This window comes from Citrobacter sp. Marseille-Q6884 (assembly GCF_945906775.1).
In the GTDB taxonomy this organism is placed as follows: domain Bacteria; phylum Pseudomonadota; class Gammaproteobacteria; order Enterobacterales; family Enterobacteriaceae; genus Citrobacter.
The window spans coordinates 286,589-303,158 of record NZ_CAMDRE010000001.1; the positions used below are offsets into that span (position 1 = coordinate 286,589).

A 16,570-nucleotide genomic window follows, 5' to 3' on the forward strand; every position below is an offset into this window, starting at 1 on the left:
ACATTACACAGCCAGAGTGATTTTAATTCTCATTTGCCCGATGTGAGATATTTCACAAAGCCAGGTTAAGATTAGAAGCTACTCACAAAATTTTATTTTTAAATCCCACTCTCACAATAGTGGTGCGATTGTTGCTCTATCTCTCCCAGACCACCGGTTTATCGCTACCGGTTAATCACGATATCTGTATACGCTAAGGAGAGGGTTATGGGGGATATTATGCGTCCTGTTCCGTTTGAAGAACTATTGACGCGCATATTTGATGAATACCAACAACAACGCTCCATCTTTGGTATTCCTGAGCAACAGTTTTACTCACCCGCAAAAGAGAAGCTGACCAACGTCTTTGGTGAAACCTGCGCCACTCCCGTCGGCCCTGCGGCTGGCCCGCACACCCAGCTTGCCCAGAATATCGTCGCTTCCTGGCTGACCGGCGGTCGCTTCATTGAACTCAAAACGGTCCAGATCCTCGACAAACTGGAGCTGGAAAAACCCTGTATTGATGCCGAAGATGAGTGCTTCAACACGGAATGGTCGACCGAATTCACGCTGCTGAAAGCCGGGGATGAATACCTCAAAGCCTGGTTTGTGCTGCATCTGCTGGAGCAGATTTTCGAACCTTCCGCCGAACGCACCGGGAAATCCTTTATCTTTAATATGAGCGTCGGCTACAACCTTGACGGTATTAAACAGCCGCCGATGCAGCAGTTTATCGACAATATGATGGATGCATCCGCGCATCCGAAATTTGCTCAGTATCGCGATATTCTCAGCCAATGGTTACAGGATGACGCTTTCCTGGCGCGCCACGGCCTGAGTCAACACCGGGAGCGTCTGCAGGCGCTGCCAGACCGTATTCCCGCCACGCTGGTTCACGGCGTCACGCTCTCCACCATGCACGGCTGCCCACCGCACGAGATCGAAGCCATTTGCCGCTATATGCTGGAAGAAAAAGGGCTCAACACCTTCGTGAAGCTCAATCCAACGCTGCTGGGCTATGCGCGGGTACGTGAAATTCTCGACAGCTGTGGCTTTGGGTATATCGGATTAAAAGAAGAGTCGTTCGATCATGACCTTAAACTGGCGCAGGCACTGGAAATGCTGCAACGGTTAATGTCGCTGGCGAAAGAAAAATCACTGGGTTTCGGTGTGAAACTCACCAACACGCTGGGCACGATCAACAACAAAGGCGCATTACCCGGTGAAGAGATGTATATGTCAGGGCGCGCCTTGTTCCCGCTGTCCATTAACGTCGCTGCGGTTCTGTCCCGCGCATTCGACGGCAGGCTGCCCATCTCCTACTCCGGCGGCGCCAGCCAGTTAACCATCCGCGATATCTTCGATACCGGTATTCGCCCCATCACTATGGCAACCGACCTGTTGAAACCGGGCGGCTATCTGCGCCTGAGCGCCTGCATGCATGAGCTGGAAGCCTCAGACGCCTGGGAGATGAAGCACGTCGATGTCGCCCGCCTGACCCGGCTGGCAGAAGAAGCCGTCACCATGGAGTACACGCAAAAACACTGGAAGCCGGAAGAACGCATTGACGTGGCAGAAGGTCTGCCGCTGACCGACTGTTACGTTGCTCCTTGCGTCACGGCCTGCGCCATTAAGCAGGATATTCCTGAGTACATCCGTCTGCTGGGCGAGCACCGCTATGCCGATGCGCTGGAGCTGATTTATCAGCGCAACGCCCTGCCCGCCATTACCGGCCATATCTGCGATCACCAGTGCCAGTACAACTGTACCCGCCTGGATTACGACAGCGCCCTGAACATCCGCGAACTGAAAAAAGTCGCGCTGGAAAAAGGCTGGGACGAATACAGGCGGCGCTGGCATAAACCGGCCGGTTCCGGCTCTCGCCATCCGGTTGCCGTGATTGGCGCGGGTCCGGCGGGTCTGGCGGCAGGTTACTTCCTTGCCCGCGCCGGACACCCGGTGACCGTGTTCGAGCGGGAAGCCAACGCCGGTGGGGTGGTGAAAAATATCATTCCTCAATTCCGTATACCGGGAGAGTTAATTCAGCACGATATCGATTTTGTCGCCGACCACGGCGTGAAATTCGAATATGGCTGCGATGCCAATTTGACGGTTGAACAGCTAAAAAACCAGGGATATCAGTACATTCTGGTCGCAACAGGCACAGACAAAAACAGTGGCGTGACGCTACGTGGCGACAACCCACATGTCTGGAAATCGCTCCCCTTCCTGCGTGAATACAACCAGGGTTCGACGCTGAATCTCGGCAAACATGTGGTGATCGTCGGGGCGGGCAATACCGCGATGGACTGCGCACGTGCGGCGCTGCGTGTGCCCGGCGTAGAAAAAGTCACGGTGGCGTACCGCCGTTCACTGCAGGAGATGCCTGCCTGGCGAGAAGAGTATGAAGAAGCCCTGCAGGATGGCGTTGAATTCCGTTTCCTGAATAACCCGGAACAGTTTGATGCTGACGGCACGCTGACGCTGCGCGTCATGTCACTCGGTGAGCCGGATGCGAAAGGCCGCCGTCGCCCGGTGGAAACTGATGAAACCGTCACGCTGCATGCAGACAGTTTGATCACCGCCATCGGTGAGCAGCAGGATACTGAGGCGCTGAATGCAATGGGCATCCCGCTGGATGAGAAAGGCTGGCCGGACGTGAAGGCAACCGGTGAAACCCGCCTTGCCGACGTCTTTATGATTGGCGACGTCCAGCGGGGTCCTTCGTCTATCGTTGCCGCCATTGGCTCTGCGCGCCGCGCAACGGATACCATTCTTGAGCGTGAAAATATTCGCACTCACCACGGCGATAAACACTGGAATAACGTCAATCCGGCGGAGATTTACCAGCGAAAAGGGACGATCTCCGTGATGGCGGTAGACAAAGACGACCGCGACGCGTTTGTGGCGCAGGAAGCCGCACGCTGCCTCGAGTGCAACTATGTGTGCAGCAAATGCGTCGATGTGTGCCCGAACCGCGCCAATGTCTCCATCCCGGTTCCCGGCTTCGACAATCGCTTCCAGACGCTGCACCTGGATGCTTACTGCAACGAATGCGGTAACTGCGCTCAGTTCTGTCCGTGGCAGGGGAAACCCTACAAAGACAAAATCACCGTCTTCAGCCTGCCGCAAGACTTTGACGGTAGCAGCAATCCCGGTTTTCTGGTTGAGGATGACCGCGTGCGTGTCCGCCTCGATAACCAAAGCTGGGTGCTGAGTATCGACAACGAAGGTCAGTTCGCCAGCGTACCACCGGAGCTGAATGACATGTGCCGCATTATCAGCCATGTCCACCAGCATCACCATTACCTGCTGGGCCGGGTGGAGGTTTAACCATGTTGATTTTAAAGAACGTCACCGCCGTACAACTCTATCCGGCGAAAGTGCTGGAAGGCGTTGATATCGCCATCGAAAATGACGTGATCGTCGAAGTGGGAGATGTCCTGACGCACCGCTATCCCGCTGCGCAATGGAAAGAGATGCATGGGCGCATTGTGATGCCGGGTATGGTGTGCGCGCATAACCATTTTTACTCGGGGTTATCGCGCGGCATTATGGCTAACATCGCCCCTTGCCCGGACTTCATTTCTACCCTGAAAAACCTGTGGTGGCGGCTGGATCGCGCGCTGGATGAAGAATCTCTTTATTACAGCGGTCTGATTTGCGCCATGGAGGCCGTGAAGAGCGGGTGTACCGCCGTCATCGATCACCACGCTTCCCCGTCGTATATCGCCGGTTCACTCTCCACGTTACGCAATGCTTTTCTGAAGATTGGATTGCGTGGGATGACCTGCTTTGAAACCACCGACCGCAATGACGGTATTAAAGAGTTGCAGGCTGGCGTCGAGGAAAATATTCGCTTTGCCCAGCTTATCGACCGCGCAAAACACGCCAAAACGGAGCCTTATCTTGTCGAGGCGCATATTGGCGCGCACGCGCCGTTTACCGTGTCGAACGCCGGGCTGGAAATGCTGCGTGAAGCCACCAAAGCGACCGGACGCGGGTTACATATTCATGCCGCAGAAGACCGTTACGACGTCTCCCACAGCCACCATATCTATGGCAAAGATCTGCTGGCAAGGCTGGCTGAATATGATCTCATTACCGACAAAACACTGGTGGCGCACGGCCTGTATCTCTCAGCTGAGGATATTGCCCTGCTGAACGAACAGGATGCGTTTCTGGTGCACAACGCCCGTTCCAACATGAACAACCATGTCGGCTACAACCCTCACCTGACCCACATTCGTCATCTGGCGCTCGGCACAGACGGCATCGGTTCTGACATGTTTGAAGAGATGAAGTTTGCGTTCTTTAAACACCGCGATGCTGGCGGCCCGCTGTGGCCAGACAGCTTCGCGAGGGCATTGGTTAACGGTAACGAACTGCTCAGTCGCAACTTTGGCGCCCAGTTCGGTCGACTGGAACCGGGGTATAAAGCCGACCTGACTATCTGTGATTACCCTGCGCCTACGCCGCTGCTGGCTGACAACATCGCCGGACATATTGCCTTCGGTCTTGGTTCGGCAAGTGTGCACAGCGTCATGGTTAACGGGGTGATGGTCTACGAAGACCGTCAGTTCAATTTCGATTGCGATTTAATTTACTCGCAGGCCAGAAAAGTCGCCGCCGAGATGTGGCGTCGTATGGACTCACTGGCATAGCCCATACCCTCTCCCGTCACGGGAGAGGTGTTGATGAGGAAAGATTATGATCGAACAATTTTTCAAGCCAGACTCGGTTGAACAGGCGTTAGAGCTTAAACGCCGCTATCAGGATGACGCGGTCTGGTTTGGCGGGGGCAGCAAGCTTAACGCGACGCCGACACGGACAACCCGGCGCATCGCCATTTCCCTGCAGGAACTGGAGCTGGAATGGACGGACTGGGACAACGGCGCACTGCGCATCGGGGCGATGACGCGCCTGCAAACTCTGCGAGATAGCCATTATATTCCCGCGGCTTTACACGACGCGCTGGGCTTTGTTTACTCCCGTCATCTTCGTAATCAGTCAACCCTCGGGGGAGAAATCGCCGCCCGACAAGAAGAGTCTGTCATCGTGCCGGTGCTACTGGCACTGGACGCCCAACTGATATGCGGCGATGGTGAAATCCTGCCGCTGGAAGCGTATCTGGCCAATCCAGGCGATCGTCTGCTGACCGAAATCGTCATTAAAGAACCCTTCCGCCCTTGCGCGACCCGCAAGATCAGTCGTTCACAAGCCGGGTTAACGGTCGTCACTGCCGCCGTCGCCATCACGGAGCACGATGGCATTCGTATCGCACTGGATGGCGTAGCCGACAAACCTCTGCGTTTGCGCGATGTGGAAACACAAAAATTAGAAGGCAGCGCGCTGGAGCAAGCGGTCGCTGACGCGATTTTCCCTCAGGAAGATATCCGGGGCAGCGTGGCGTATAAGCGCTATATCACAGGCATCGTGGTCGCCAGTCTGTATGCCGACTGCCAGCAGATGGGGGAGGAAGTCGTATGATCGTTCACTTTACGCTAAACGGCGTGGCACGCGAGATAAAGAGTCATCCCGGCGAAAACGTGCAGAAAATGCTGTTTGATCTTGGCATGCACTCCGTACGCAACAGCGATGATGGCTTCGGCTTCGCCGGTTCTGACGCCATTCTTTTTAACGGCTGCGTAGTCAACGCATCCCTGCTCATCGCCGCCCAGTTGGATCACGCCGAGATCCGCACGGCGGAGTCGTTGGGGAAATGGAATGCGCTGAGCCTGGTGCAACAGGCGATGATCGATGTTGGCGTCGTACAATCCGGTTATAACGATCCTGCCGCGGCGCTGATTATCAGCGATCTGCTCGATCGCATCGCAAATCCGACGCGCGAAGAGATCGATGATGCGTTCTCGGGTCTGTTCAGCCGTGACGCTGGCTGGCAGCAGTATTATCAGGTTATCGATCTGGCGGTTGCCCGCAAAGCCGATCCGCAGACGAACATCGACATTGCCCCTACCTTCCGTGACGATCTGGCGGTCATCGGCAAACTCTATCCGAAGACGGACGCCGCCACTATGGTGCAAGCGAAACCGTGCTACGTCGAAGACCGTGTGACGCCGGATGCCTGCATCATTAAAATGTTACGCAGCCCGCATCCCCACGCGCTGATTACCCGTCTTGACGTCAGCAAAGCGGAAGCGTTGCCCGGCGTGGTTCACGTCATTACCCATCTCAACTGCCCTGATATTTATTACACCCCGGGCGGTCAGAGTGCCCCGGAACCCTCACCGCTTGACCGTCGCATGTTTGGCAAGAAATTGCGCCACGTCGGCGATCGCGTGGCTGCTGTTGTCGCGGAAAGTGAAGCGATCGCGCTGGCGGCGCTGAAACTGATTGACGTGGAATACGAGGTGCTTAAGCCGGTGATGTCAATCGACGAAGCGATGGCGGAAGATGCGCCGGTGGTCCACGATGAACCGGTGGTCTATGTCGCAGGCGCGCCCGATACGCTGGAAGAGGATAACCAGCATGCGGCACAGCGCGGCGAGCATATGATCATCAACTTCCCGATTGGCTCACGTCCACGGAAAAATATCGCCGCCAGCATCCATGGTCATATTGGCGATATGGAAAAAGGTTTTGCCGATGCCGATGTGATCATCGAGCGTACCTATACCTCGACGCAAGCCCAGCAATGCCCGACAGAACCCCATATCTGCTTTACCCGCATGGACGGCGATCGTCTGGTGATCCACGCTTCAACTCAGGTGCCGTGGCACCTTCGCCGCCAGGTCGCGCGCCTTGTCGGTATGAAACAGCACAAAGTCCACGTGATTAAAGAGCGCGTAGGCGGCGGCTTTGGCTCCAAGCAGGATATCCTGTTGGAAGAAGTCTGCGCGTGGGCGACCTGCGTCACTGGCCGTCCGGTCTACTTCCGTTACACCCGTGAAGAAGAGTTTATTGCCAACACCTCTCGTCACGTTGCCAAAGTGACGGTGAAACTTGGCGCGAAAAAAGATGGACGCCTGACGGCGGTGAAAATGGATTTCCGTGCCAACACGGGTCCTTACGGCAACCATTCACTCACCGTGCCATGCAACGGTCCGGCGCTGTCGCTGCCGCTGTATCCTTGTGATAACGTCGATTTCCAGGTCACCACCTACTACAGCAATATCTGTCCTACCGGGGCATATCAGGGCTATGGCGCACCGAAAGGTAACTTTGCTATCACCATGGCGCTGGCGGAGTTGGCCGAGCAGCTACAGATCGATCAACTGGAGATCATTGAACGTAACCGCGTCCATGAAGGCCAGGAACTGAAGATCCTGGGCGCAATCGGCGAAGGTAAAGCCCCGACATCGGTTCCGTCCGCGGCCAGCTGTGCGCTGGAGGAGATCCTGCGCCAGGGACGCGAAATGATCCAATGGTCATCCCCGAAACCGCATGACGGCGACTGGCGGGTCGGTCGCGGCGTCGCCATTATTATGCAGAAATCCGGGATCCCGGATATCGATCAGGCAAACTGCATGATCAAGCTGGAATCTGACGGTACCTTTATCGTTCATTCCGGCGGGGCTGATATCGGAACCGGGCTTGATACGGTGGTGACCAAACTGGCGGCTGAAGTCCTGCACTGCCCGCCTCAGGATGTCCATGTTATCTCCGGCGACACCGATCACGCGCTGTTCGATAAAGGCGCTTACGCCTCGTCCGGGACCTGCTTCTCGGGTAACGCCGCGCGTAAAGCAGCGGAAAATCTGCGCGAAAAAATCCTCTTCCACGGCGCGCAAATGCTGGGTGAGCCGCTGGCCGATGTCGCGCTGGCCGCACCGGGATTCGTGCGCGGTAAGCAGGGGCAAGTCAGCTTTGGCGATATCGCCCATAAAGCCGAAACCGGCACCGGATTCGGTACGCTGGTGGCGACAGCCAGCTATATCACCGCCGATTTTGCCTTCCCGTATGGCGCTAACTTTGCCGAGGTGGCGGTGAACACCCGCACCGGTGAAATCCGCCTGGATAAGTTCTATGCGCTGCTCGACTGCGGCACGCCGGTCAACCCGGAACTGGCTCTTGGGCAAATTTACGGTGCCTCCATGCGCGCCATCGGTCACAGCCTGACAGAAGAGATTATCTACGACGCCGGAGGCCATCCGCTGACGCGCGATTTACGCAGCTACGGCGCACCGAAAATCGGCGATATTCCGCGAGATTTCCGCGCGGTGCTGGTACCGAGCGATGACAAAGTGGGTCCCTTTGGTGCGAAGTCGATCTCTGAAATTGGCGTCAATGGCGCAGCCCCGGCGATTGCTACCGCCATTCACGATGCCTGCGGCGTCTGGCTGCGCGAATGGCATTTTACACCGGAGAAAATACTCAACGGCTTAGGAAAAATATAACCACAACAAGCAGGCCGCTGCGGCGGCCTGTCTCAGTGATTCAATAATTATTAAATTGCCGTCTGCGAATTGAGATATGCATTTCTCAGGGCGTCCTGCGTCCAAAATTCCCAGAATTTTATTCTGCTGAATCAGATGATCAAATTTGCTTTAGAGGAGTAAAGGGATGTCTGATATAACCCGTGCAGGTTCCGATCTGATTTACGAACTGGAGGATCGCCCTCCTTTTCATCAGTCGCTCATTGGGGCAATCACCCACTTACTGGCGATTTTCGTTCCCATGGTCACGCCCGCGCTGATCGTCGGGGCCACACTGCAACTTTCCCCTGAAACCACGGCTTATCTGGTTTCAATGGCCATGATCGCCTCGGGAATCGGCACCTGGCTACAGGTCAATCGCTACGGCATTGTCGGTTCCGGTTTGCTGTCGATACAGTCGGTTAATTTCTCCTTTGTCACGGTGATGATCGCACTGGGCAGCAGCATGAAAAGCGATGGCTTCCATGAAGAGTTGATCATGTCCTCGCTGCTTGGCGTGTCATTCGTCGGCGCGTTTCTGGTGGTGGGATCGTCTTTTGTTTTGCCTTATCTCCGCCGCGTGATCACCCCAACCGTCAGCGGCATCGTCGTGTTGATGATCGGCCTGAGCTTAATCAAAGTCGGGATTATTGATTTTGGCGGCGGCTTCGCCGCGAAGAGCAGCGGAACCTACGGCAACTACGAAAATCTTGGCGTCGGCTTACTGGTGCTGGTGGTGGTGATTGGCTTCAACTGCTGTCGCAGTCCGTTGTTACGCATGGGGGGCATCGCCATTGGGTTGATGGTCGGCTACGTGGTTTCACTGTTTCTGGGGATGGTGGATTTTCGCAGTATGCAAAACCTGCCGCTTATCACGATACCGATCCCGTTCAAATACGGCTTTCACTTCAGCTTTCACCACTTTTTGGTTGTCGGCACCATTTACTTACTGAGCGTACTGGAAGCCGTCGGCGATATCACCGCAACGGCGATGGTCTCCCGACGCCCGATTCAGGGCGATGAGTATCAGTCTCGCCTGAAAGGCGGCGTGCTGGCGGACGGACTGGTCTCGGTTATCGCATCGGCTCTCGGCTCGCTGCCGCTCACTACCTTCGCGCAAAACAACGGCGTGATCCAAATGACCGGCGTCGCTTCTCGTTATATCGGCCGTACCATCGCCGTCATGCTGATCATCCTCGGACTGTTTCCGATGATTGGCGGCTTCTTTACCACCATTCCTTCTGCGGTGCTCGGCGGCGCCATGACGCTGATGTTCTCGATGATCGCGATAGCCGGGATACGCATCATTATTTCGAACGGATTAAAACGGCGCGAAACGCTGATTGTCGCCACCTCTCTCGGACTGGGACTCGGCGTGTCGTACGACCCGGAAATTTTCAAAATATTACCCGCATCAATTTATGTGCTGGTGGAGAACCCCATCTGCGCAGGCGGGCTGACCGCAATTTTGCTGAATATCATTCTCCCCGGCGGTTATCGGCAGGAAGACGTCCTGCCAGCCATAGCCTCTGCGGAAGAAACGGATTAAACGTTAAAGGAGCTCACAATGGCCGGAGAAAACACGCTAAAAGCCGTGCGTGGTAGTTTTATCGACATTACGCGCACCATCGAACATCCCGAGGAGATCGAGTCAGCGCTGCGGCATATCGAAGACGGACTGTTATTAATCCGTCAGGGAAAAGTCGAGTGGTTTGGTGAATGGGAGAAGGGAAAACATCTGGTTCCCGACTCCATTCGTATCCGCGATTATCGCGGCAAGCTGGTGGTGCCCGGTTTTGTCGATACCCATATCCACTATCCGCAAAGCGAAATGGTGGGGGCGTACGGTGAACAGCTGCTGGAGTGGCTGAACAAACACACGTTCCCCACCGAGCGGCGTTACCAGGATCTGGAATATGCTCGCGAGATGTCGTCCTTTTTCCTGAAACAGTTGTTACGTAATGGCACCACCACGGCTCTGGTTTTCGGCACGGTGCATCCGCAGTCGGTGGATGCGCTGTTTGAAGTCGCCAGCCATATCAATATGCGCATGATCGCAGGCAAGGTGATGATGGATCGTAATGCGCCGGACTACCTGCTGGACGATGCCGAAAGCAGCTATCTGCAAAGCAAGGCGCTGATACAGCGCTGGCATAAAAATGGACGACTACTGTATGCCATTACGCCGCGCTTCGCCCCAACCTCCTCACCAGAGCAGTTAGCCATGGCTCAACGTCTGCGGGAAGAGTTTCCAGATACGTGGGTGCATACCCACCTGTGTGAGAACAAAGAGGAGATAGCCTGGGTAAAAGAGCTGTATCCCGACCATGACGGCTACCTTGACGTATACCACCAGTATGGGTTGACCGGTAAAAACTGCGTCTTCGCCCACTGTGTGCATCTGGAAGAAAAAGAGTGGGATCGCCTGAGTGAAACCGACTCCACCATCGCATTTTGCCCGACCTCTAACCTGTACCTCGGCAGCGGCTTGTTTAACCTGCAAAAAGCCTGGCGTAAGAAAATCAAAGTGGGATTGGGAACCGACATCGGTGCGGGCACCACGTTCAATATGCTGCAAACGCTGAATGAAGCCTACAAAGTGGTGCAACTACAGGGCTACAGACTCTCCGCCTATGAAGCGTTTTACCTCGCCACACTCGGTGGTGCAAAAGCACTGGGTCTGGATGCACTGATAGGTAACTTCACCCCGGGCAAAGAGGCCGATTTCGTGGTGCTGGAGCCAACGGCGACGCCGTTGCAGCAACTACGCTACGACAACTCGGTCACCCTGGTCGATAAGTTGTTCGTGATGATGACGCTGGGCGACGATCGTTCCATCTATCGCACCTATATCGATGGTCGCCTGGTTTATGAACGTACCTGACGAAACATTAACACTCTGCTGAGGACATCATTATGTCTGGAGATACTTTGCATACCCCCGACGCATCGCAACCCCGCGGTGCGCTGGATGCTTATTTCAACATCTCGGCTCGCGGCAGTACGGTTCGCCAGGAAGTTCTGGCGGGGCTCACCACCTTCCTGGCAATGGTTTATTCGGTCATTGTGGTTCCCGGAATGTTGGGCAAAGCGGGCTTCCCCCCCGCCGCCGTGTTTGTCGCAACCTGTCTGGTGGCAGGCTTCGGTTCGCTGCTGATGGGGCTATGGGCGAATCTGCCGATGGCGATCGGCTGCGCCATCTCATTAACGGCCTTTACCGCCTTCAGTCTGGTGCTGGGGCAACATATTAGCGTTCCCGTTGCCCTTGGCGCGGTATTTCTGATGGGGGTCATCTTCACGGGGATTTCGGTGACCGGCGTTCGTACCTGGATATTGCGCAATCTGCCGATGGGGATCGCACACGGTACGGGCATTGGCATTGGGCTGTTTCTACTGCTTATCGCGGCAAACGGCGTGGGAATGGTGATCAAGAACCCACTGGAAGGTTTGCCGGTCGCGCTCGGCTCGTTTACCTCTTTCCCGGTCATCATGAGTCTGCTGGGTCTGGCGGTCATATTTGGCCTGGAAAAAAGCCGCATTCCCGGTGGGATCTTGTTGGTGATTATCGCGATCTCCATCATCGGCCTGATCTTTGACCCTGCCGTCCAGTTTCACGGTCTGGTCGCCATGCCCAGCCTGAGTGGTGCAGACGGTAAGTCACTGATATTTAGCCTTGATATTATGGGGGCGCTACAGCCGACCGTACTGCCCAGCGTCCTTGCCCTGGTCATGACCGCCGTATTCGATGCCACCGGTACGATCCGCGCCGTCGCCGGACAGGCCAACCTGCTGGATAAAGATAATCAGATTATCAATGGCGGCAAAGCCCTGACCAGCGACTCCATCAGTTCTGTCTTCTCCGGCTTAGTCGGCGCGGCCCCCGCCGCCGTGTATATCGAATCTGCAGCCGGGACTGCTGCCGGTGGTAAAACCGGGTTGACGGCGGTCGTCGTCGGCGCGCTGTTCCTGTTAATCCTGTTCTTATCCCCTCTTTCCTATCTGATCCCCGGCTACGCTACCGCTCCGGCACTGATGTATGTGGGATTACTGATGCTGAGTAATGTGTCGAAACTCGACTTCAACGACTTTATCGACGCCATGGCAGGCCTGGTTTGTGCCGTATTCATCGTTCTGACCTGCAATATCGTCACTGGCATCATGTTAGGTTTTGTCACGCTGGTCGTCGGGCGCGTCTTTGCCCGTGAGTGGCAAAAACTGAATATCGGGACGGTGCTGATTGCCGTCGCGCTGGTGGCATTCTATGCGGGAGGTTGGGCGATTTAAACGCCCGGCCAGATGGGATTTGAGATTCCCATGTTAACACCCGGCATCCGCGTGTTGCGCGTGCCGGGTTAAGGAGAAAATGCATGAGCGCCATAGATTCTCAGGTTCCCCCTCCGGCGGGGAAAGGTCATGCAGTTGATGAGGTCGATCAGATATTATCCCCGGGAAAGCTGGTCATTCTGGGGCTGCAACATGTGCTGGTGATGTATGCGGGCGCCGTCGCCGTCCCGCTCATGATTGGCGACAGTCTCGGGTTGAGCAAAGAGTCGGTTGCCATGCTGATAAGCTCAGATCTATTTTGCTGCGGCGTGGTGACTCTGCTGCAATGTATTGGCATCGGTCGCTTTATGGGGATCCGCTTGCCGGTCATTATGTCCGTGACATTCGCGGCGGTGACGCCAATGATCGCCATCGGCATGAATCCCGATATTGGCCTGTTGGGCATTTTTGGCGCCACGATTGCCGCAGGGATTATTACCACGCTGTTGGCCCCGCTGATCGGACGCTTAATCCCGTTATTTCCACCGCTGGTGACCGGCGTTGTGATTACCTCTATTGGCTTGAGTATTATTCAGGTTGGCGTTGACTGGGCCGCCGGAGGAAAAGGCAACCCGGAGTACGGTAACCCAGTGTATTTGGGCATCTCATTTGCAGTACTGATTTTTATTTTATTGATCACCCGCTACGCCAAAGGTTTTATGTCCAACGTCGCCGTCCTGTTGGGCATTATTTTCGGCTTTGCGCTGTCGTGGATGATGAACGAAGTCAACCTGTCCGGTCTGCAGGACGCTTCGTGGTTCGCTATCGTTACCCCCATGGCCTTCGGCACGCCCGTCTTCGATCCCGTATCCATTCTGACGATGACCGCGGTATTGATTATTGTCTTTATCGAATCGATGGGGATGTTCCTTGCGCTCGGTGAGATTGTCGGTCGCAAACTTTCGCCTCAGGATATTATCCGCGGGCTGCGGGTCGATGGCATTGGTTCCGTGATTGGCGGGCTGTTCAATAGCTTTCCGCATACGTCCTTCTCGCAAAACGTCGGACTGGTGAGCGTGACGCGCGTGTATAGCCGCTGGGTATGCATCGCTTCCGGTATCATTCTGATTTTATTCGGCATGGTGCCCAAAATGGCCGTACTGGTCGCCTCGATCCCACAGTTTGTGCTCGGCGGCGCGGGACTGGTGATGTTCGGAATGGTGCTGGCAACGGGGATTCGCATTTTATCCCGCTGCAACTACACGACCAATCGTTACAACCTCTACATTGTGGCAATCAGTCTGGGTGTCGGCATGACGCCGACGCTTTCGCATGATTTCTTTTCCAAACTGCCTGCGGTGCTACAACCGCTGCTGCATAGCGGCATCATGCTGGCAACGGTCAGCGCGGTTGTCCTTAATCTCTTCTTTAATGGCTATCGGCATCACACCGAACTGGCGCAAGAAACCACGCATACAGGTGCCAAAGTTCGTACGGTTCGCATGTGGTTACTGATGCGAAAACTGAAAAAAAGCCAGCGGGATGAATAAGATGAGCCTGTTACTGCGTAGTATTATTAGCCTTCTGCTGCTAATGCTCATGGCAATACCCGCCGTTTCTGAGGGTATCGCCCTGGGCATAGAGAGTCGGTTTCATTTTTTGATGCTGCTTTTTTAACGCTCCACTTTGACTGGCATTCTTGCGCGGCAGTGAATGCCAGTTTCCCACGCCTCAAGCACACCCCCGGTTAATCAATCTCTCACAATTAAGCATATAATAGAGTGCGCTTATGATTGATGGTGGATGCGATGCGACAGGAACATGTCATTTTATTGAATGAACAGGGTAAGCCCTGCGGAACACTGGAAAAATACGCGGCGCATACCGCCACAACCCCTTTGCACTCCGCCTTCTCGTGCTGGCTCTTTAACGACCGCGGACAACTGTTAGTGACCCGCCGTTCGCTGCACAAAAAAGCCTGGCCAGGCGTCTGGACTAACTCTGTTTGTGGCCATCCGCAGACGGGTGAAACAACAGAAGATGCCATTATCCGCCGCGCCCATTTCGAACTGGGCGTCGAAGTTTACGCACTCACGCCCGTGTATGCTGATTTTTATTATTGTGCCACCGATCCCAATGGCATCGTGGAAAACGAAGTTTGCCCTGTCTATGCGGCACATGCCGCCAGCACGCTACAGTTGAACGCGGATGAGGTGATGGACTACCAGTGGAGTGAGCTTGAGGATGTACTGCGGGCTCTGGACGCTACGCCGTGGGCGTTCAGCCCGTGGATGGTGTTGCAGGCCGCCAACGCCACGGCCAGAACGTCCCTTCTGGACTACAGCCGCCGATAATAAAAAACCCCGACGCGAAGGTCGGGGTTTTGTTTTCATTGCTTCAGGCTGAGTGTAAACCCTGGCGTGAAACTTATTTTACCGGGCGCATTGCCGGGAACAGGATGACGTCACGGATGGTGTGGCTGTTCGTGAACAGCATGACCATACGGTCGATACCAATACCCAGACCCGCAGTCGGCGGCAGACCGTGTTCCAGCGCGGTGACATAGTCTTCGTCGTAGAACATCGCTTCGTCGTCGCCCGCATCTTTCGCGTTAACCTGATCCTGGAAACGCTGCGCCTGATCTTCTGCGTCGTTCAGCTCGCTGAAGCCGTTACCGATTTCACGTCCACCGATAAAGAATTCGAAACGGTCAGTGATTTCCGGGTTCTCGTCATTACGACGCGCCAGCGGAGACACTTCAGCCGGGTATTCAGTAATAAAGGTCGGTTGAATCAGGTGCGCTTCCGCCACTTCTTCGAAGATCTCCGTTACGATACGGCCCAGACCCCAGCTCTTCTCAACTTTAATACCGATGCTTTCCGCAATCGCTTTTGCAGAATCGAAATTATCCAGATCCGCCATGTTGGTTTCCGGGCGGTATTTCTGAATGGCTTCACGCATGGTCAGTTTTTCGAACGGCTTACCAAAGTCGAAGACTTCATCGCCGTAAGGCACTTCGGTCGTACCCAGCACGTTCTGCGCCAGCGTACGGAACAGAGATTCGGTCAGTTCGATCAAATCTTTGTAGTCCGCATAAGCCATGTAGAGTTCCATCATGGTGAACTCTGGGTTATGGCGAACAGAGATGCCTTCGTTACGGAAGTTACGGTTGATTTCGAATACGCGTTCGAAACCGCCCACCACCAGACGCTTGAGGTACAGTTCCGGCGCAATACGCAGGTACATGTCCAGATCCAGCGCATTATGATGGGTGATGAACGGACGCGCAGCAGCGCCGCCTGGGATCACTTGCATCATTGGGGTTTCGACTTCCATGAAGCCGCGACCCACCATGAACTGACGGATACCCGCCATGATCTGTGAACGCACTTTAAACGTGTTACGGGATTCATCGTTAGAGATGAGATCCAGATAGCGCTGACGATAACGCGCTTCCTGATCCTGCAGGCCGTGGAATTTGTCGGGCAGCGGACGCAGCGCTTTGGTCAGCAGACGCAGTTCGGTGCAGTGAATGGACAGTTCGCCGGTCTTGGTCTTGAACAACTTACCTTTCGCGCCGAGGATATCGCCCAAGTCCCATTTTTTGAACTGCTCGTTGTAGACGCCTTCTGGCAGATCGTCGCGTGCAACATACAGCTGAATACGACCACCCACATCCTGCAGCGTCACGAATGATGCTTTACCCATAATACGGCGGGTCATCATACGGCCAGCAACAGAGACCTCAACGTTCAGCGCTTCCAGCTCTTCGTTTTCTTTCGCGTCGAAGTCAGCGTGCAGTTGGTCTGAGGTATGATCGCGACGGAAATCGTTCGGGAACGGGATCCCCTGCTCGCGCAGGCTAGCCAGCTTCTCGCGGCGCGTTTTCAGTTCATTGTTAAGGTCGGCTACCGCGTCAGCGCCCTGTGCGTGTTGTTCAGACATGTTGGTTC

General features: G+C 55.2%; 11 protein-coding genes. 10 read left to right on the plus strand and 1 reads right to left on the minus strand.

The annotated features are described in order from the left end of the window. Nucleotides 1-207 precede the first annotated feature (207 nt). The 10 genes from ygfK to idi all read left to right on the plus strand — a co-directional run bounded on the left by ygfK (nt 208) and on the right by idi (nt 14,971). Nucleotides 208-3,312, plus strand: a complete 3,105-nt coding sequence (gene ygfK / locus N7268_RS01285) for a putative selenate reductase subunit YgfK (protein ID WP_260861537.1) — start codon at nt 208-210, stop codon at nt 3,310-3,312. A 2-nt stretch (nt 3,313-3,314) separates the two neighbouring features. After that, nucleotides 3,315-4,643 (plus strand): putative aminohydrolase SsnA, encoded by a 1,329-nt coding sequence (gene ssnA, locus N7268_RS01290; RefSeq protein ID WP_260861538.1) that lies wholly within the window; start codon nt 3,315-3,317, stop codon nt 4,641-4,643. A gap of 46 nt (nt 4,644-4,689) precedes the next feature. Then, nucleotides 4,690-5,469, plus strand: coding sequence for a molybdopterin-dependent oxidoreductase FAD-binding subunit (gene ygfM, locus N7268_RS01295; protein ID WP_198905901.1), 780 nt, complete (start codon nt 4,690-4,692; stop codon nt 5,467-5,469). Further along, nucleotides 5,466-8,336: a molybdopterin-dependent oxidoreductase Mo/Fe-S-binding subunit gene (locus N7268_RS01300; protein ID WP_260861539.1), complete on the plus strand. Its 2,871-nt coding sequence runs from the start codon at nt 5,466-5,468 to the stop codon at nt 8,334-8,336. Before ygfM ends, N7268_RS01300 begins: the two co-directional genes overlap by 4 nt. A 166-nt stretch (nt 8,337-8,502) precedes the next feature. Beyond that, complete coding sequence (locus N7268_RS01305; protein WP_260861540.1) at nt 8,503-9,903, plus strand: nucleobase:cation symporter-2 family protein; 1,401 nt, start codon at nt 8,503-8,505, stop codon at nt 9,901-9,903. An 18-nt stretch (nt 9,904-9,921) separates the two neighbouring features. Next, nucleotides 9,922-11,238 carry a guanine deaminase gene (gene guaD / locus N7268_RS01310; protein ID WP_198905898.1) on the plus strand — a complete coding sequence of 439 codons (1,317 nt, stop codon included), beginning with the start codon at nt 9,922-9,924 and terminating at the stop codon, nt 11,236-11,238. 32 nt (nt 11,239-11,270) lie between these two features. Then, on the plus strand, nt 11,271-12,638 hold the full coding sequence (ghxQ, locus tag N7268_RS01315; protein WP_260861541.1) for a guanine/hypoxanthine transporter GhxQ: 1,368 nt from the start codon (nt 11,271-11,273) through the stop codon (nt 12,636-12,638). Between the two features lie 83 nt (nt 12,639-12,721). Further along, nucleotides 12,722-14,167: a nucleobase:cation symporter-2 family protein gene (locus N7268_RS01320; protein ID WP_260861542.1), complete on the plus strand. Its 1,446-nt coding sequence runs from the start codon at nt 12,722-12,724 to the stop codon at nt 14,165-14,167. Nucleotide 14,168: 1 nt separating this feature from the next. Further along, a complete protein-coding gene (locus tag N7268_RS01325; RefSeq protein WP_260861543.1) occupies nt 14,169-14,294 on the plus strand; it encodes a hypothetical protein in 126 nt (41 codons plus the stop codon). Nucleotides 14,295-14,425: 131 nt separating this feature from the next. After that, nucleotides 14,426-14,971: an isopentenyl-diphosphate Delta-isomerase gene (idi, locus tag N7268_RS01330; RefSeq protein ID WP_260861544.1), complete on the plus strand. Its 546-nt coding sequence runs from the start codon at nt 14,426-14,428 to the stop codon at nt 14,969-14,971. 73 nt (nt 14,972-15,044) lie between these two features. On the opposite strand, the gene lysS is transcribed toward idi, so the two are convergent. Then, complete coding sequence (gene lysS, locus N7268_RS01335) at nt 15,045-16,562, minus strand: lysine--tRNA ligase (RefSeq protein ID WP_198905894.1); 1,518 nt, start codon at nt 16,560-16,562, stop codon at nt 15,045-15,047. Nucleotides 16,563-16,570: the final 8 nt, after the last annotated feature.